The organism is Polaribacter sp. NJDZ03 (assembly GCF_019263805.1).
Lineage (GTDB): Bacteria > Bacteroidota > Bacteroidia > Flavobacteriales > Flavobacteriaceae > Polaribacter.
This window is the reverse complement of record NZ_CP079195.1, coordinates 446,187-465,762: the sequence shown is the minus strand read 5'-3', so window position 1 is coordinate 465,762 and position 19,576 is coordinate 446,187. Positions and strand designations below refer to the sequence as shown.

Below are 19,576 nucleotides of genomic sequence, written 5' to 3'. Positions count from 1 at the left end.
AGTTCTATTTTTATTTTATCCTTTTTTCCACCAAGATTTCTTCACCTCAGCTTCTCCGTAACCATAGCCATAACCGTAACCGTATTTTGCTTCTATATCTACATCATTTAATAAAACTGTCATATTTGGCAAACGTTTATCTTTGTATAATTTTGCAGGTATTTCTAATAAACGTTTATCTAAATAATTAGCTCTAATTGTATAAATAAACAAATCTGCACCCCTACCTAATAACATGGTATCTGTTACTAATTTTACTGGAGCTGTATCTACAATTACAAAATCGTAATGTTCTTTTCCATACGCTAAAAGATCTTCAAAACGTCCGTTACTTAATAATTCCGAAGGGTTTGGCGCTATTACTCCAGAGTGCAACACATCAATATTAAGTGCATCTACATGTTCTATTACATCGGAAACTTTTAATGTATTATCAGTTAAATAATGTGTAATTCCTTTTCCTAATTTTATATCTAAATATTCTTCTAAACGAGGTTTTCTAATATCTGCACCAATTAATAATACTTTCTTATTTGATAATGCCAACACCGCAGATAAGTTTACAGAAATAAAAGTTTTCCCTTCACTTGCTAATGTAGACGTTATAAAAATAGTTTTCCCACCTTCTTTAATTCCTGCGCCAGAAAGCATAAAATCTAAATTTGTACGAATCATTCTAAAAGATTCAGACAAACCACTTCTATCATCTTTCTTAATGACTTTAGTAGTGTCTTTTGTTTTTGGAATTTCGCCCATTAAAGGTGCTTTTACAATAGATTCTACTTCTTTGGTATTATGCACTTTATTATCTAATAAAAATAACACATAAATAATTGCAAATGGTATTGCTAATCCTAATGAAATAGCAATTAAGTACATTACTTTACCTTTCGTATTTATCGGACTATCACTGCCTCTTGCGGTATCAATTACTTTTGCATTAGGCACTGTTACCGCAAGAGAAATTGCATTTTCTTCTCTTTTTTGAAGTAAATAAAGATATAACGTTTCAATAATCTGTTGTTGTCTTTCAATATCCCTAAACTCTCTATCTTGTTTTGGTACAGAAGACATTCTATAACCTACTTTGCTTTCTGCTTTTTGAGCATCGATTAAAGAAATACTTAAAGATGATTTTAAGTTTACCAAACTTTGATAAATACTGCCTCGTAACTGAGCTATTTGAGAGTTTAAATTAACAATTACAGGATTTTTAAGACTAGATCCTTCTAAAATTCTATTACGTTCTAAAATTAAATCATTGTACTGAGAACTATTAAGATCTAAACTACCATCATTTAAACCTAAATTAGCAGGTATTAAGTTTTCTTTATTTTCTGTTATATAAGTCATTACATAATCAGTTAACCGTATCTGCGTATTTAAATCTACTATTTTCTTTTCTAATTCTGCGTTATTTTCTAGTACTATGGCAGCTTCTGCAGGAATACCTGTTAATCTATTATTAGACTTAAAATCTTCTACTCCCTTATCTACTGCAGATAAATCTTTTTCTATAACGGCCAACCTTTCATCGATAAAAGTACGGGTATTATTTCCTATTATATTTTTACCAGCAACAGCGTCTTCATTATATTGAGCTACCAAACCATCTAAAATAGCGGTTGATTTTGCTTTATTTTGAGAGATTAGACTAAGTTCTAATAAACTAGATTTTTCAAACATTAAACCTACTTGAAGCGCCCCTCTTAAACCTTCTACAACATTGTTTAATGCAGATATTTTAACGGTAACTATTTCATTTATATTCTTAATTTCATTTTTTGTTGGTGTTATGGTAATATTACCAAAGCTGGTGCTTATGTTCTCTCCAAACACATGTTTCTTTACACTTTCATCCTCCGAAATAAATTCAAATTGAGATTTAGATATTACACGAATTTTAAATGTAGTATTTGATTGATATACTTTTTCTTTAGAAAAAAAAGATATTTTAAAAGGCACCTCTGTATTATACATTTCTGTAATACGGCCTCTATCTTCTTTGTAAAATGTTGTATATACACCTAATTCTTTTACAACACGCTCCATAAGTGTGTATGATTTTAAAATACCGATTTCATTATCTATCGATTTTTTTCCTCCACCTATTAAACCTAAATCTTCAAAAGCAGAAAGCTCACTAGATAAACCACCATTACTATCATCATCAATTAAAATTGTTGTTGCTACTTGATATTGATTTGGTGTATAATAAGAGTACGCATACGCTATTGCGATTGCTACTATTACAGTAATAATAAACCATTTCCAATGAACTAAATATTTTTCTAACTGTTCTCTTATATTTATAGGTTCTTCTTCCTGAAAAATATAATTTAAAGGGTTCTCTTGTTGCATAATTTAAAAAATAGTTATTGTATTAGAATGGCAATAATTGATATAAACGTGGCAATTGAAGTAAAAATAACACTCGTATTTGCCCCTATACCAGAAGAATTAATCTTACTTTTATTGGGTTCTACATAAATAAGATCATTTTGTGATAAGTAGTAATATGGAGAATTAAATAAGGCTTTATTTGTAATATCTATGGGTATAAAAACACGTTCTCCGTCTCGTTCTCGTATTAATGTAATATCTCTATTTCCATTAATTGTTAAATCTCCGGCTAAACCTAAAGCCTCTACAATGGTGATTCGTTGATTTTGAATTTGATATGTACCAGGTTTATTAACCTCACCCAAAACAGTTACTTTAAAATTAATGGTACTAATATTTATAATGGGATTAGAAATATATTCTGCCAATTTTGTATGTAAGAACTCACTTAATTCGTTAGTTGTCATCCCTGTTACTTTTAAAACACCTAATACCGGAAACTTAATTTCTCCACTAGCATTTACTAAATAAGGTAATGGTTTGGCACTTCCTATTGAATTCTCTAAAATTGGAGTTTCATACAAATTAAAAGGTAAAACTGCTTCTGCATTTGCTGCAGATACATTAATATTTAGTAGGTCATCTTTTTGAATAGTAGGTTCATATTGTTGTAATCTACTATTTACTATCACCTTTTTTTTATCTCCGAAATACACAATCTTTTTTTTAGAAACACATGATGTGACTAAAAATAAAAGCAATACAGATGTTACATATAGATACTTCATTTTTTTTATAGATATTTAATTATTGATAAAATTCTTTTTTACAATTATTGTATAATTATTTATTGATAATAATACTTTTTAGTTTTTCTTTAATTTTAAGCGTTCTTTATTAATACTGCTTTTTAGTTTATAAAAGAGCAATAGAAATAACCCGAAAGCCATAACGAATACACCTAACATTTGAAAGCTATTTAAGCAAGACCCTAATTTTATGATAAAAATTACAAACAGGTAATTAATAAAACCTAATAACATAGTAGCCTTAAAATGAGACATACCAAAATCTATTAAAACATGGTGAGAATGGTTTCTGTCTGGATAAAATGGACTTTTCTTTTGCAATAAACGAACTCCAATAACTCTTAACAGATCAAACAAAGGAATACATAAAATAGCCATTAAAACAAAAAAACCATTTTCTGGTTTAAATGTAAAGTGACTATACATACTAATATCTATCGCCATAAACCTTAAAGACAAAAAGGCAATACAAAAACCTATTAATAATGAGCCTGTATCTCCCATAAATATTTTTTTCTCGGTTGAAAAATTAAAAAATAAATAGGCTAATAACATCCCTATAAAACTTAAACAGATTAAGTAATAAAAATACAAATCAATGGCATAAAATATTAAGCTAAATACACTAAAAATTATAATAGCAATAATAGATGCCAAACCATCTATACCGTCAATTAAATTATAGGCATTTATAATTGTTAACACCAATAATGTACTTGCAATATATACCAGCCATAATGGTATTTCAAAAATTCCCAAAAAACCATATAAATTATTTCCTTCTAAAGCATTATGAAAAAATAAAAATAAGACTGCTAATGCCTCCATAAATAGCTTCGCTTTTGGAGAGGAGACTACTAAATCATCTTTAGCACCTACCATAAATATCAATGTACTACTTGCTATTAAATTTAAACCAATATTCTCTGTATCAAAATGTTGAATAAAAAATAGCGTTAATATTAAGGTTACAAAAAAGGCAACACCTGCCATTGTAGGCGTTGCTCCTTTGTGAGAACTACGCTCATTTGGTTTTTCATTTAAATGGCGTGTTATTATTACCCAACTTATTTTAGGTATTATATAATAAACTAATAAAAGTGAATTTATAACAGCTAGTATGCTTACTACCGTTAAGTTAGACAATATTTCTTTTAACATGTTTAGTCGGTTTTATTTGTAATTTTTTGCTTTTAGCAAATCCCATAAAAAAAGAGGTGTAGACACAAAATTACGTTTCCATAAACGTTTAGGTTCTCTTAATAATCTAGGGAACCACTCTAATCCTAACTTTATCCAAAAAGGACTAGATCTCTTTACTGTACCTGCATAAAAATCAAATACAGCTCCAATACAAGTAATCACTTTAACATCTAAAAAGTCACTATTTGTATGCACCCATTTTTCTTGTTTAGGAGCTGTCATACCTACAAATAAAATATCTGGTTTGCATTTATTTACTGCCGCTATCATATTAAGATTATCTTCTTTAGAAAATTCTGATTTATAAGGCGGTGAATAAGTATTTACAGTGATGGTTGGAAACTCTTTTTTTATTCTTGTTGTTATTAAACTTAATGTGTTTTCTGAAGCTCCTAAATAAAAAATAGTTAACTTTTTTAATGCTGCTTCTTCCAATAAAAACTGATGCATATCTGCACCTGCAATTTTTTTTATTACTTTACCATTAAGTACTTTGGTAGCTAAAACAATTCCGGTTCCATCTGGCAGCAATACATTACTTTCATTTAAAGCTTGACTAAAAAACGGATCTTTTTTAGCCTCACAATAAGAATGAGGGTTTATAGTATTGATTATTTGTTTTGTTTTAAAAAGTGATAATTCACTTAAATCGTTAGCATAAACTTTTTCTGTAACATCTTTTAATTTAATCATCTCTTGGTTTTATTTTAGATAGAATTTAAAATATTAAACATATTTTTTTCAAAAAATTTCAATGTATAAGATTCTTCATATTTCTCTTTAGCAGCTATTCCTAGACGATTTCTAAAAGGAAAATCATTTATTAACAGTTCTAACTTATTCGCTAAATCAACTACATTTTGTTGTTCTACTAAAAAACCATTTACTCCATCCGTTACAATTTCTGGTATTGCTCCCTCAAAAGTTGTAACCATGGGTAAACCAAACTGAGAAGCTTCTAATAAGACTAATGGAAAACATTCATTATGATAAAACGTGGGCAATACAAAAATGTCTGAAGAATTAAATATTGCTGTTTTATCACTATTATACTTTTTACCTAAATAAAAAACTTGATTTACTAATTGCAATTCTTTTAACTTCTCAGTAAATATTTCTTTTGTAACATCTCCTTCTCCTCCAACAAAATTGCATGTAAAATCAATTCCTTTTTTATTTAGAATTTGTAGTGCTTTTAATAGAATAATAACACCTTTAGATGCTATTAAATTTGAAAGAAACAATAATTTAGGTATTTCATTTTTTAGCCGTTTAGTAACCAAATCTTGATGTATTGGAGGTATTCCATTTGGGCAATAATACACATCGTCTTCATCAACATATTTCTTAACATCATAATACAAGTGCTTAGAAAGTAGAATCACTTTTGTGTTTTTGAACACCTTTTGATATAAAAAATTATCAAATCTTTTTTCTTGTCTCGTATGTACCCCTTTGTTATGAAAATGTAACACTATTGGACGTTGGAAACACTTTACAAGAAGTACAATAACAGCATCTTTATAAAAGCCAAACCCCTTAGCCGTCATGGCTAAATAAATTAAGTCGGGCTTGTTGACTAAAAGCTGTTTTAACGTTTGAAAAACAATAGACAAATACCTTAAAACTTTTCCTAATGGATTTTTCCCTATTTCATCAATCGTTTTTGATGTTCCTAAATCAATGTAATCCGTTTTAAAACTATTATTGATTATAGTACTATCCTTTATAAACTGCCCTACCATAGAAGAACCATGTACAGGAGGTGGTAAATGCAAAAGAAACAATATCTTTTTAGCCATTATTTTTTATTTAAGACATGTATTACTTTGGCTGGGTTACCTGCTACTACAGTGTAAGGAAGTACATCTTTAACGACTACAGATCCTGCTCCTATAATGGCATTGTTACCAATAGTAATTGGCCCAATAATTATGGTATGAGGCCCTATCAAGACATTATCACCAATAACAGGAGAACCTAGATCTTCTCCTTCTAAAGACTCTTTATTCCCAATAGTTGTATGGTGTTTTAAGGTTACATTTTTTCCAATTACAACCTTGTTGTTTAAAACCAAACCTGTAACATGATGAATAACCAAACCTTCTCCTATTACTGTTGATGCAGGAATTTCGCACTTCAATAAAAAATCTGTTATAAACTTGTATAAAATAATAACAGGAGAGAATAAGATTTTAGTGAAAATGTTATTCATTCTAATTCTAAAATATCGCATAAAGACATAATTGCAGACTACAATTCTTCCTTTAAAATTAGAATTCTGTTTTGCTACTTTTATTATTTGAGAAATCAACATACTTTTATCAATAATGTCATAGAACTAAATTTGTACTTCTTATTTTACTTACAAGAAGTACTCTTGTATTAATTGGAAGCGTACTATTTTTTTAAATATTCAATAAAACTACCAGTAACTAGTTTTTGCCCTTTAGGATTTAAGTGTATTCTGTCATAAAATAAACTCGCTTTAGCACTATATAACTCGTTATAATCTAAAAATTTGATATTACTAAACTTAGATTCAATGCTTTTGAAATAAGTAATTTCAGAATTAAATTTTCCAATTTCAGCATTGTTGTATATCGAGGATGTTGGAACATATAACAAGATGATGTTTATGTTTTTTTGAGTTATTTTTTTTAGAGTATTTTCAAATGTTTTTCTATTCTCATTTGTAGAAACGATCTTTCTAAAATCACCTTTTTTAATATCAGAATTCAAAGCAACTGTATCTAAGACTCCTACTTTTAAATTGTCCCAACTTTTTAAATAACCTCTAAAACTACCACTTACTAAACCTTCGTTATATCTAGATGATTTTATAATTTGATGTTGCCAAAAATCTCCAAAAGCTGCATTTCCAAAAACATAATCATTAATTGTCTTTTCACCCATAAATGGATAAAACTGTTTGTAAGAGTTATCACTTAACCCCTCTCCTGTAAACATCCAAGCATCTACAGCGTATACGACTAATTTTAATTGCTGATTACTTTCTAATAATTGATCTATCATTAAATCTCTTTCAACAATGTTTACACCTTCTCTTGTATATTTAGAAACTTTTACATGAAGTTCTTTCTCCATCTCTACCTTATCAATACCAAGCATTAAATGAGAGTGACCAACAAGTGCAATTTCATTATCAGTATATAAACCATAATATGCATACAACCCATTTAATAAAAAGTAATTCACTCCATTATCTAAAACGATAAGTAATAACAGAAATAGGAATCCTTTTTTTAAGTAGTCCTTAAAAAGCTTGTTCTTAATCTCCTTTTTAATCATAATTTAAAATTGAAAATAAATAAAAGCATTCGAAGACATTCCGAACAAAGCAATTGTAATTAATAAGAAAGCATAAGACAGCCACTCAACAAAACTTGGCAATTGCGTTTTTGAAAAGTAAATGGACACCTTATTATTAAATTGTAAAATTTGCACACCTATTAAAAACAAGATTAACAATACAGAGAGTACTGTTGTTACAGAAGATCCACCTGTCCATAATTGTCCTGAAAAGCTAATTATTTTTGTACTAATTAAAAAAGCATCAGAAACCGAATTTGCTCTAAAAAATATCCAAGCAAAACAGACCAAAATAAATACTATAATAATTTTAAAAAATTTATAGTATCCTTTTTTCATTACATCCTCAGCTCTTACTAATACAAGTATTTTTTTACCTATAAATTCTATAAAATAATAAAAGGCATGTAACGCTCCCCAAATAACAAAGGTCCAATTGGCTCCATGCCAAAGCCCGCTAAGTAAAAACACTACCGAAATATTAAATACCCAACGACTGATTGAAACACGGTTTCCTCCTAAAGGAATATAAACGTAATCACTAAACCAAGTTGATAAAGAAATGTGCCAACGTTTCCAAAATTCTCCTATAGAAATCGATAAATACGGTAAATTAAAATTCTGCATTAAACGAAATCCTAACATTCTTGCACTACCAATAGCCATATCTGAATACCCACTGAAATCACAATAAATCTGAAAAGTAAAAAATACAGTTGCTAGGATTAATGTTGAACCAGAATGTGCTTCTGGGTTGTTAAAAACAGCATCTGAGTAGACAGACAATCTATCTGCAATTACTATTTTTTTAAATAAACCCCAAATAAACAATTTAGCACCTTCTACAAATCTTTTAATATCAAATTCATGTTCCTCATAAAATTGCTGTAATAAATTAGTGGAACGCTCTATAGGTCCTGCAACCAATTGAGGAAAAAAAGCAACATAGGTTGTAAACCTAACTAAGCTTGTTTCTACACCTACTCTATTTCTATAAATATCGATAGAGTAACTTAATGCCTGAAAAGTAAAAAATGAAATTCCGACTGGTAGTATAACATTTAAAGTATATTTATTAGCATGTACATCAAAAAAAATGGCCAAATTAGAAAATGAATCAATAAAGAAATTGGCATATTTAAAATAAAACAGAGGCAATAATGAAAGCATCAGTGCAGTTGCAAACCATTTCTGTTTTCCTTTTTTAGTAGCAGCATAAAATATTTTTTTTCCGCAAAAAAAATTTAAAACACTTACTCCAAACATTAGCAACGCAAATTTCCAACTCCAAACCGAGTAAAAAATATAGGAAGCAATTAATAGAAAATGTATGCGCCATTTATGCATTAGTGAAAAGTAAATAACTAAAACAACTAAAAAAAAGAATACATACTGCCAAGAATTAAATAGCATAATTTATTTATAGGTTTATCTTTTTCATATAACTATAGAGACTATTATATGTTTTTTAATAAGTCTTGCATTTTTTGATCAAAAGTAAAAGGCATTGCACTTTCTCTTAACTCTGTAATACTTTTGCCTAATGGTTTTACTTCATCAAAAGCTTGTTTTAACTTCGTTGATAAATCATTTTCTTCATTAGGGTTAAACAACACCCCATTCTTCTTATTTATCAATGAAGATGCACCTGCTAGATCTGAACATAAAACACGACAACCACCAACTAAAGCTTCATTAACAACTGCTCCAAAAGGCTCAGAGGTACTTGGTAAAACAAATAATTGAGAAAAAAGATACCAGTTGTATAATTCTATACCTTCTTTTCTACCTATAAATAAAACGTCTTTTAAAATGCCTAATTTCTCTGTAAACTCAATTAATTTTTCTTTCAACACTCCTTCTCCTACAAGTACCAATTTTTTATCTTTTTCTTTAACATTGGAAAAACATTTTATCAGAAAAAATAAATTTTTAACATCCACCAATCGCCCAACATAAAGCAATACTTTTTTGTCTTTTAAATCATATTTGGCAATATTGATGTTCGCTTGATTTACGGCGTTTGAATATTTTTTTAGCAGTGATTTTTCTGAATGAATAACAGGGAAATCAAGTGTATTACTTTTAGTACTAACATTTACTTTATACCAATTAGAAACCTCTTTGCTCGTAAACACAACCCCATTAATATTTTTAGAGATAAAATTTCTAAAAAATAGTCTCAAGCCTTTTCTGTCTTCAGAGTTTTTTATGCTATCATCACTTAAAGTGTATATTTTAATTCTAGGGTTCTTAATTTTACAATACAGAAATGCTAATAGTGTAATTTGATTATATTCTGCACAGAAAATAATATCTGGATTTTCTTTTTTTATAATTGAAAAAACGCCTGTTCTAATTGATCTTCCCAAAACTTCGAAGCCATTAGAAACATAATTGCACTTAAAATTACAAAGAGATTTTAAGTTTTCTTGATTAAATTTTTGATCACTTACATTTTTTAAACTAAAATAAAATGAAGCTGAATAATACTCATTTAAAGAATTAAAAAAATCGACTCTGTAAGGTGCTAAAGCAGGATGAAAAATTAATGCTTTCATTAAAATTTTATTTTTGATTCTTCTTTAAAATCTTGTTTAAAACAACATTCGGAACTAATGTTAAACATAAGTACGCGTAAACTACCTTATTTAAGGGATTGTAGTAAATAGCATCAAAAGACTCTTTAATAGATTTAGATCTTAAGCCTAATCTTAAATAAATGGAAGCTCTCATTTTTTTCCAAGAAGAAATATATTCTTTTAAAAAAGCTACATTGTTATTCTTTTTATATAAATCACACAGCTCCTGACCTACAATATCTACTTTTTCAGGAATTCTATTCGGTTTATTGTCATAGGTATGTGCTCTATCTTGCACAAAAACAGCCAAAGCATTTAAGTTATACGCTATCTGGTTTTTAATTGCCAATTTAGCCCATGTTAATAAATCCTCTCCAGATTTTATACCCAATGGAAAACCATTAATTTCTAGTAACGCTTCCTTTTTAATAACAATTGCAGAAGACCAAAGTGGCGGATGCGAATAGCATGCTACTTCAAAATAATTAGTTAAGATTCCTGTATCTCCCTTAAATAGAATTTTGTTTAATTTTATAGGTGTCTGTTCTCCTTTATAATCTTCCATTAAATAAGCAGTTGCCAGTACATTACTATTCGGATACTTTTTTGCCAACGTCTTAATTTCTTTCAGGTAATCTACATTCCATATATCATCTGCATCTAAAAAGGCAACCCATTCATGTTTTGCTTTATCAACTCCCGTATTACGAGCAGCCGAAACACCCGAATTATTTTGATATATCAATCTCACTAATGGATGCTCTAATTTAGATACAATTTTATCTGATCCATCTGTAGAGCCATCATTAACAATAATTATTTCATCTGGTAAAACAGTTTGATTTAATACTGTTTTAATAGTATCAACAATACTATCCTTCTTATTGTAAAGCGGAATAACAACACTTATTTTCATTATAAAATTACTTTCTTTTAGATTTCATTACCAAAGCAAAACCAAAAAATATATACGGATAACTTAAGGTAATTAAAGAATAGTTAACAACATTGTCTGTAAACGCTGTTGCCATAATACCACATAAGGAAGTACCGGCAATAAAAGCAGCATATCTTGCAGAGACATTATTTTTTTTATTGTTATAAATTCTAAATGATTGCCAAACAAAACTGATTATTATGAGTCCGTATAAAACGAACCCTATTAGACCTGTATCACAAAGTATTTGAAGATAATCGTTGTGAGCAATTCTTATTACTCCAAAAGGATGATTTCCAGAATAAAAACGAGCTTGCATTTGTCCTATACCAGCACCCATTAATTCATTTCCCTTGTAGAAAACTTTTAAACTCCATTCCCACATTGCAAAACGGCCATTACTATCAATAGTATCTGGTGATATTTTACCACTCATATTAAGAACCTCTTCTGCACTATTAAAAGATGTTCTAAACATTTTATTTCTTACTGTAGGCACAAATAAAATAGACGCTACAAAACTGGCAATTATTAAAGCAAACACGGGTATCGCTTTTAACTTATACTTAAAAAAAGATACTGCTAAAAAAAAGACTCCAATACCTATTAAACCCGTTCTTACACTTTCTACTATTGGAATACTAATAAAAAGAAGTATGGCAAGTAGTACATATTTTTTTTTTGAAAACTTGTACAATAATATTCCAGTACCTATAAAAAAAGGATTTACATCTATTACTGCAGGCGGCCACCATAAAATAGGATTATAAATAGAGTAGATGGGAATAATTTTCATTAATACAATACATGTATTTATGATAACACCTGCTATAAAACTTATTTTTAAGGCTTTTATAAAAAAAACATCTGTAATTTTTATAGAAGTAACAACCAATATGACTAAAAAAGGAAATAAGAACTTTAAAAAGACCCGAAAACCATATCCTTTTTCGGTAGTTAAAACTAACGAAAATAGCAGCCAACACAAATACAAGGCGTAAATTTTAAGCATCGGTGATGAAAACATTTGTATACCATACTTAAATAATAACCCTAATAAAAATGCCATCCAAATTAACAACAATAAAGCAGAAAAATTACCAGCTTGTACAATTGCTGTAGCCAATAAGAATAAAATAAAACGTTGTTGCGTGTTTATTTTAAATTTAACCCTTTTATTCCAGGTAGTGCTTACCAAATAGGTTTTACCTAAAAAGGTGTATTCAAAACCATAGATGATTATAATTAAAAAAGCTAATAAACTTAATCCTAAAGCCATTTATAATTGAGGATATAAAAACATTCTTTTTTGATTGAAAACAACATTTTCTAAGGGTGTTAAATAAAATTGTAATTTCTTCATCAAACAGATGTATATATTGTTATTAGAAAATTTATATTGTATCATTAAATAATTGAGTCCATTTTGTCATAATTTCATCTATATGAAAACGTTTCACATTCTGTGATGCTGTTTCTCCCATTAGCAACCTTAATTCTTTATTTTTCATTAATTTTTCTAAAGATTTTGAAAAATTTTCTATGTTAAAACCTTCAATTAAATAACCATCTTTTTCATCCGTTATAATTTCTGAAGGACCACATTCGCAATTAAAAGCTACACATGGTAAACCACATTCCATTGCTTCTGTTAGCACTAAGCCAAAGCCTTCATATCTTGATGGAAAAGCTAGTATAGAACTATTTAGTAATGCTTCTTTTATTTTTTTTGTTGGTGGTTTTAATAAAATTACATCCTGTAAATTATAACTTTTTATGAGCTCTAATAAATAACCTTTATCCTGACCTTCTCCATAAATTGTTACTTTCCAATCGGGATTATTTTTTGTAATTAAACTAAAACTTTTAATTAATAAGTCAAATCCTTTTTGCGCTATAAATCTACCAATGGCAATGATTTCTTTTTGTTCACCAGTCGATTTTTCTTTTGAATTAAATGATAAAGGATTTGAAATTACAGAACTATTTACAAGATTATTCCAAAGTAATTGATCCTTTTCTGTTAATAATACAAATTTATCATACTCTAAAACAACCCTTTGCTGCTTGTACTGAAGATATGAAGCATATAGTTTTCTAAGCTTTCTAAATGATAGATTGGGTATATTAGCCATTAAATGACTTAGATAGTTTTTAGAGAAATGAAATTCGATAATTTTTTTACTACCATCCTTAATCGTATGTAAAAACTGATATTCATCTCCAAACATACTTATGGTAATGTCTGGTTTTAATTCTAATAACTTTTTTGTTAACTCCTTTTTAAACTTTTTCCTATCTGTATTAAAAATTAGATTTAAAATTTTATGATTAGATTGTTTTAAATTTAAATTTTCGACGGTCACATTTTTATTTAACTCAAAAAAAAAGCCGTTTTTAGTGTCAGTTCTAGAAACAATAGTTACATCAAATTCTCTTTGAGATGCAAGCCAATTAACTTTAGAAGTTAAAACCCGTTCCATACCACCAGAATCTTCTAATGAGTTAATTATATATACAATTTTCATTCTATTAATTAATGGCTAGATGTTTATTATAAATAGCAATATATTTTAAAGCTGTATCTCTCCAAATAAATTTGGATGCTTGTACCAATCCTTTCTTTTCTATTTCGTCTAAGTCAAAAGACTTATTTTCAAATTGTTCCAGTACATCACAAATATCTTCTGGTTCTGAAGATTTTAAATATAAAGCAGCATTACGACCTACTTCTTTTAGAGAACTATTACTGCATGTTATAACAGGGCAACCACAAGCCATGGCTTCTAAAACAGGCAATCCAAAACCTTCATAAGAAGACGGAAAGACTAGAGCCGTTGCTCCATTATAAACTATAGATAATTCGTTATCTGTAATGTTCGCTATAAAATGAATTCTTTCTTTGCAATTAGATTTTTCTATCATTTCTAAAACAAACAAAGGCGGATTTCCCCAAAGAAGCACCAAATCATTAACAGGAAACTGTTTAGATAACTGTATATAGGCTTCAACTAATTTATGTGTATTTTTACGTTCTGCATTACACGAGACGCTTAAGAAATATGAAGAATCTATTCCAATTATTTTTTTAATCCTTTTTAGTAGTAAATCATCTTTTGGTAATTTATAAAAAACCTCGTGCTTTACTCCCCAATAAACAACATCTATTTTAGATGGATCTATTTGCATTGTTTCAACAATATCTTTTTTAGAAGCTTCAGAACAAGTTATAATCCCTTTACATTGCTGCATTAAAGGCGGTACATCTTTTACCATTTGAGTATGATTGAAAGCTTTTTCTTGTATTTTCATAAATAAGGCATCATGTAAAGTTATAATGGCTTTTTTAGGTTTATAAATACGAGCAAAATTATGAGGAACATGCATTAAATCATATTTAGCAAAGCTTTCTTTTATTGGTAGTTTTTCAATTATTTTATTGATAGTTTCTCTATGTGGCAGGTATAAATGCTTCGTTTTAAAATCATCAATAAACTCTTTTGCACCAATACCTTTCATGTTTTGAGAATACAAAATAATCTCAAAAGGCAAATTTTCTTCTATTTTAGAAAATGAATCTATTAACTCTAAAGTTGTTCTACCAACTCCTGTAGTTTTACCTGTTAATAAATAAGGAACTACCGAATTAATATCCAATAATATTTTTTTCATAATTACCTATAAATAATAAACAAATGATACTTAAGAAATAGTCTAATTTTTAAAATCAAAGTAATAAATGCTCTTGTAAGTTGCTTATACAAAACCTCTATAAACTTTCATCAAATCTAATACGTGATTATCTATTAAGTTTACATTTAAAGTTGTCTTTTCTTTTAACTTAAGTAATAAATTAGGCGATTCTATGATCTCTATTATTGCTTTCTTTAATTCATTAACATTATTAGGAGCTATTAATAAACCATTTTCATTATGAGTAATTTGCATTTCTGCTCCACCACATTTTGTTGCTATTACTGGTTTACCCATTTGTAAAGATTCAGCAATGGTAAGTCCAAATACTTCTAAAAAGAAAGCAGGATGTATCATAACATCAAACATTTTTATTTTTTCATTTACTTCTTCTGGAAGTACTTTACCATGCCAGATAATATTTTCGTTTTTATATGTTTTTTTCAAATATTTACTATAACTTTCTTCCACATGATTACCTGTACCTCCTATAACATGAATTTCTGCAGGCAAGGTTAAATTATTAAAAGCTTTCAACATAACATGTACGCCTTTTTCTCTGCAAATTCTTCCTACATAAAAAAACTTTACGGGTTTCTTTTCTTTTAAAACTTCTATGTCTTTCTTTACCTCAGTAATTTTATTTACTTTTATAGAAGGTATTCCATGCGGAATAACTTTTATACTACTTACTGGTGCGCCGTTGAGTACCATTGCTTTTTTAATAGCTATTGATGGTGCTATTAATAAACTTGCATTATTATAAATATTTTTCCATTCCCTTTTTTTATTCTCAATAGAAAGTGTGGTTGTAACAATAGGTGTAACATAATAAATAAAAGGAATTTTAAGAAATGCTTTACCAATTGCTAACCTAAGATTAAATGGAATCAATTTTTGTATTGGTAAAGTACAAGTTCCTCCTTTTACATTTCTTAATACACAAGGTAAACAGTTGCTCTCTGATGCTGCTACCGTACAAATTTTATCTTTAGAGTTTAATAATGCCCCTGCCGGACAAACTAAACCACCATGATGTGCCGTAACAATACAAGGTATCTCTAGTGATTTACAAGCAAATGAAAAGGGAGCTTTAAAACCATGAAGATGTACTATTGATGGATTAATCTCTTTTATAAAATTTCTTAATTCTAATAAATTCCCCTCTAACATTTTGTTCGTAAATGTATAAACAGGTTTTTCTTTATAGTGAGATAACTTTGTTCCGGAAATTTCTGGTGTTGCAATACTAACATCTACACCTTGCGCTATCATTTGGTTTACGATGTTCTTTACATAAACCTGACCTCCACCATAATTAGAGAAAAAATTAGCCGATGATACTATTAAAATCTTTAAAGGTTTATCATCTTTCATCTGCCTTTGTATACTTTATTATTTTTGCAGGAATACCTACAATAGTTATATTAGATTGAGGAAAAGATTTTGTAACAACTGTATTTGCACCAATGGCAACTTCATTACCAATTTCTATATTACCAAATAACTTTGCACCAGGGCCAATGTAAACATTACTACCAATAGTTGGAACTCCATTATTGCTAATTCCTATATTAACACCAGCTTGTAATACGCAATTTGCTCCTACTTTTGCAAAAGGATGCACTACAATTGTTCCGTAATGTGGTATTCTAAGACCAGGCCCAAAAACATTTGGTGGTATTGAAAAACCTAATTTATAGCCTAAATTTTTATATTTAACTAGATAATACTTTCGCTTTAATCTAGATACTATATCTTTTTTATTTGCATTCAAATAATATTCATAATGTCTTAAATATCTAATAAACATCCATAACAAATTAGGTGTAAAAATTGTTAAAAACTGTTCGTAATTAGTCACAGAAATTATATCATTCGCTTTAGCATCTTCTTCAAGATAATGCTTTAAACTGATTTTATTTTTAACCATTTTTTATATTTAAAACTTCTTTAATTTCTTTAACCATTAAAATTAAATCATTTTTCATGAACACAAAATAGAAAGTCAAAAACACAATTAAAAAAGTAATTGATGCTATTAAAAGATCCATATATAAGATTTCTAAGTAAACATATTGCTTTAATGTAAAAACAATTAATATTGAAATTAGATAGATAACCATATTTTTAATTGAAATATAATACAACTCATTTTTAAAGTTTAATTTTTCTGAAATCACGATTAATCCTGTAACAAAAACAATAATTTGAGCACAAACAAAGCCTATTAAGTAACTATTTAAGTTAGCATAAAATAATAAAATAAAATTTGCAAAAAATAATACCTTATTAAAAATATTAATTTTTAAGTACAAACCAGATAACCCTTTACTTAATAATATATTATAAAATAAATTAAAAATTTGTGGAGCAAAAGCACCAAATATAATTATTTGAAATATACGAACTGAGGGTTCCCATTTTTTAGAAAATAACAATAATATAATTTCATGAGCTCCTACTAAAAACACCCCACAAGCAAGAAAAGATACAAAAGAGATTATCTTAAAAAGTTTTAAAACAGTCTTCTTATATACAATTGGTTCGTTATTAATAGTACTTAAACTAGGTAATAGAATGTTAGATAAAGTAGAAGCTGTATATCTAAATGAAAAGTTTTCTAAAGATTTTGATCTATAGTAATATCCTAAAGTAGCTGGGTTTAATATTTTTCCAATTATTAACGAATCTAAATTTATAAAAATAGTATCTAAAACACCTGTTAAAAAAATTTTTGATCCAAACCCCCATAATTCTTTTACTGCCGTAATACTAAAAACTAATTTAAAACGAAACTTACTTAGTACAAAAATTAATATATTGTTAAGTATTTCTGAAATTAATATCTGGCTAATCAAACTCCATATTCCATAACCATTATATGCCATATATACAGCTATAAAACCACTAATAAAAGCAGATATAATGTTGGATACAGATATGATCTTAAAATTCATGATCCGCCTTAAATGTGCTCTGGTTACATTACCAAATGAATTTATGACAAAACTAAAAGACATCACTCTAATAAGATTTGTTAGTACTTCTTTCTCATAAAAATTAGCAACCAATGGAGCTGTAAAAAATACTAGTCCTCCTAAAAGGACTCCCATAATTACATTCATAAAAAAAACAGAAGCGTAATGTTCATTAGTTACATTAGTACGCTGAACCAAAGCAGTACTAAAGCCAAAATCTAAAAAGACATTTGCTAAATTTATAAAAACGGTAATGATGGCCAATAAACCAAAATCTTCTGGTAATAGAATTCTAGCTAAAATTATGGAAACAAAAAAACCAACTCCCTGCAATCCTAACTTACCTACAAAATCCCAAACAAGACCTGTTAAACTTTTTTTCTTTAAACTTGTCATTTAACTTTATATCCTATTTTTAGAATATTAACTTCTTCACTGTATTGAAGACTCTAACTCAATATTATTAATAGAATCATGATCTCTTAAAACTGAATTATTTAAAAAAACTATTTAATTTTCTGATAAAAGAATTAGAAAAAAAGACCATTCATAAACCCATTAAAATCCTTTTTACAAATGACTTTTAGCCTATAAGTTTTTAGCTCTGAATAGTTTCTATATAAAAGAATCAGTAGCAGTTATAAAACTCTAGAATTACTCTCAATAAAATAGTTTCTTATTATGGAAACATTATAAAATTCACAACAGCAATTAACACCATACCTACCGTTGCTACTAATGCAACTCTTAAAACTTTTTTAATTAAACTCATAGCAATATGTTTTTATTAATTAATAAATATGTTTTTTTGAAGCAGTCTTTTAAAATCAAAATATTATACTTTTTGAAGACTATTTATAGGTAATGTTACTTCAACATAACTCCCTAAGGCTTCCATTTCAATAATTACTTTGTCTTTACCTGAATTAGATAAATAGTTACCATATAAACCTTTAAAGGCTCCTTCAGAAACTGTTATTTTTGTTCCTTTAGCTAAACCAATTGGTCTGTTATATACCGAGGTTAAAAAATTAGTATTGGTAGACAAAATTCTTAAATTTTCAATTTCATAATTTTTCACTACCGCATAGTTTCCTAAATATTTTAAAATAGTTAGAACACCTGCTGTTGGATAAACTTGGGCTAAATTTTTTTGAGTCGATTTCACAAAAACATAAGAATTAATAAAAGGAACTTGTGTTTTCTTTTTACGATCACTCCACTGTTTCACAACAGTTTGCATTGGCAAAAAAGTATCAAAGCCAGCAATAGATAATCTTTCTTCTACCTTTTTTTCAGCTTTTGGTCGTGTATAAACAGCAAACCATTGTAATTCTTCTTTTCTTTTTTTGATTGTATTCATACTATAATATTTTTCTTTTCTCCTATTAATATGTTTTTACATTAACTATAATAGCAATGGTTGTGAATATTTTTGGGGGAATTTTGTGTAAGCGAAAAACCTCCTTAAAAGGAGTAAGTTTAATAGTAAAAATTTGAGGGGAGGTAATTATATTTCTTTTATGGCTTCGCCATCGAAAATCACATTTAGAGTAGTAAATTTTAGAAATTTAAAACAAAAAAAATGACAACGGTGCTAGTACTTAAAAAAAATAAAATAACATATAAAAAATAATTTAGGGAGAAATTTACTATTGTTTATTAAAACCAATATAAAATTGATTAGATAAACAG

General features: G+C 28.1%; 17 protein-coding genes. All 17 read right to left on the bottom strand.

What is annotated here, in order from left to right; translation table 11 throughout:
• Positions 1-15 precede the first annotated feature (15 nt).
• Positions 16-2,361, bottom strand: coding sequence for a polysaccharide biosynthesis tyrosine autokinase (locus tag KV700_RS01940; protein ID WP_218598895.1), 2,346 nt, complete (start codon positions 2,359-2,361; stop codon positions 16-18).
• A 14-nt stretch (positions 2,362-2,375) separates the two neighbouring features.
• Positions 2,376-3,131: a polysaccharide biosynthesis/export family protein gene (locus tag KV700_RS01935; RefSeq protein WP_166384821.1), complete on the bottom strand. Its 756-nt coding sequence runs from the start codon at positions 3,129-3,131 to the stop codon at positions 2,376-2,378.
• A gap of 78 nt (positions 3,132-3,209) precedes the next feature.
• Positions 3,210-4,313: an MraY family glycosyltransferase gene (locus KV700_RS01930; RefSeq protein WP_166384819.1), complete on the bottom strand. Its 1,104-nt coding sequence runs from the start codon at positions 4,311-4,313 to the stop codon at positions 3,210-3,212.
• A 12-nt stretch (positions 4,314-4,325) separates the two neighbouring features.
• Positions 4,326-5,048 (bottom strand): WecB/TagA/CpsF family glycosyltransferase, encoded by a 723-nt coding sequence (locus KV700_RS01925; RefSeq protein WP_218598894.1) that lies wholly within the window; start codon positions 5,046-5,048, stop codon positions 4,326-4,328.
• Between the two features lie 14 nt (positions 5,049-5,062).
• Positions 5,063-6,157, bottom strand: a complete 1,095-nt coding sequence (locus KV700_RS01920) for a glycosyltransferase family 4 protein (RefSeq protein ID WP_218598893.1) — start codon at positions 6,155-6,157, stop codon at positions 5,063-5,065.
• Entirely contained in the window at positions 6,157-6,672 is a 516-nt protein-coding gene (locus KV700_RS01915; RefSeq protein ID WP_218598892.1) for a serine O-acetyltransferase, read from the bottom strand. The genes KV700_RS01920 and KV700_RS01915 overlap by 1 nt, the downstream gene beginning before the upstream one ends.
• An 83-nt stretch (positions 6,673-6,755) precedes the next feature.
• Positions 6,756-7,667 carry a hypothetical protein gene (locus tag KV700_RS01910; RefSeq protein WP_218598891.1) on the bottom strand — a complete coding sequence of 304 codons (912 nt, stop codon included), beginning with the start codon at positions 7,665-7,667 and terminating at the stop codon, positions 6,756-6,758.
• A gap of 3 nt (positions 7,668-7,670) precedes the next feature.
• Positions 7,671-9,101, bottom strand: a complete 1,431-nt coding sequence (locus KV700_RS01905) for an MBOAT family protein (RefSeq protein WP_218598890.1) — start codon at positions 9,099-9,101, stop codon at positions 7,671-7,673.
• 44 nt (positions 9,102-9,145) lie between these two features.
• Positions 9,146-10,249: a glycosyltransferase gene (locus tag KV700_RS01900; protein WP_218598889.1), complete on the bottom strand. Its 1,104-nt coding sequence runs from the start codon at positions 10,247-10,249 to the stop codon at positions 9,146-9,148.
• A gap of 7 nt (positions 10,250-10,256) precedes the next feature.
• Positions 10,257-11,186, bottom strand: coding sequence for a glycosyltransferase family 2 protein (locus KV700_RS01895; RefSeq protein ID WP_218598888.1), 930 nt, complete (start codon positions 11,184-11,186; stop codon positions 10,257-10,259).
• A gap of 7 nt (positions 11,187-11,193) precedes the next feature.
• Positions 11,194-12,486 carry an O-antigen ligase gene (locus KV700_RS01890; RefSeq protein ID WP_166384805.1) on the bottom strand — a complete coding sequence of 431 codons (1,293 nt, stop codon included), beginning with the start codon at positions 12,484-12,486 and terminating at the stop codon, positions 11,194-11,196.
• A gap of 115 nt (positions 12,487-12,601) precedes the next feature.
• Positions 12,602-13,735 carry a glycosyltransferase family 4 protein gene (locus tag KV700_RS01885; protein ID WP_218598887.1) on the bottom strand — a complete coding sequence of 378 codons (1,134 nt, stop codon included), beginning with the start codon at positions 13,733-13,735 and terminating at the stop codon, positions 12,602-12,604.
• Between the two features lie 4 nt (positions 13,736-13,739).
• Positions 13,740-14,879 carry a glycosyltransferase family 1 protein gene (locus tag KV700_RS01880; protein WP_218598885.1) on the bottom strand — a complete coding sequence of 380 codons (1,140 nt, stop codon included), beginning with the start codon at positions 14,877-14,879 and terminating at the stop codon, positions 13,740-13,742.
• Between the two features lie 84 nt (positions 14,880-14,963).
• Complete coding sequence (locus tag KV700_RS01875) at positions 14,964-16,277, bottom strand: glycosyltransferase family 4 protein (protein ID WP_218598883.1); 1,314 nt, start codon at positions 16,275-16,277, stop codon at positions 14,964-14,966.
• Positions 16,267-16,833 carry a serine O-acetyltransferase gene (locus KV700_RS01870; RefSeq protein WP_166384797.1) on the bottom strand — a complete coding sequence of 189 codons (567 nt, stop codon included), beginning with the start codon at positions 16,831-16,833 and terminating at the stop codon, positions 16,267-16,269. Before KV700_RS01870 ends, KV700_RS01875 begins: the two co-directional genes overlap by 11 nt.
• Positions 16,826-18,277 (bottom strand): lipopolysaccharide biosynthesis protein, encoded by a 1,452-nt coding sequence (locus KV700_RS01865; protein WP_166384795.1) that lies wholly within the window; start codon positions 18,275-18,277, stop codon positions 16,826-16,828. Before KV700_RS01865 ends, KV700_RS01870 begins: the two co-directional genes overlap by 8 nt.
• Before the next feature lie 439 nt (positions 18,278-18,716).
• On the bottom strand, positions 18,717-19,244 hold the full coding sequence (locus KV700_RS01860; protein WP_166384793.1) for a UpxY family transcription antiterminator: 528 nt from the start codon (positions 19,242-19,244) through the stop codon (positions 18,717-18,719).
• Positions 19,245-19,576 lie beyond the last annotated feature (332 nt).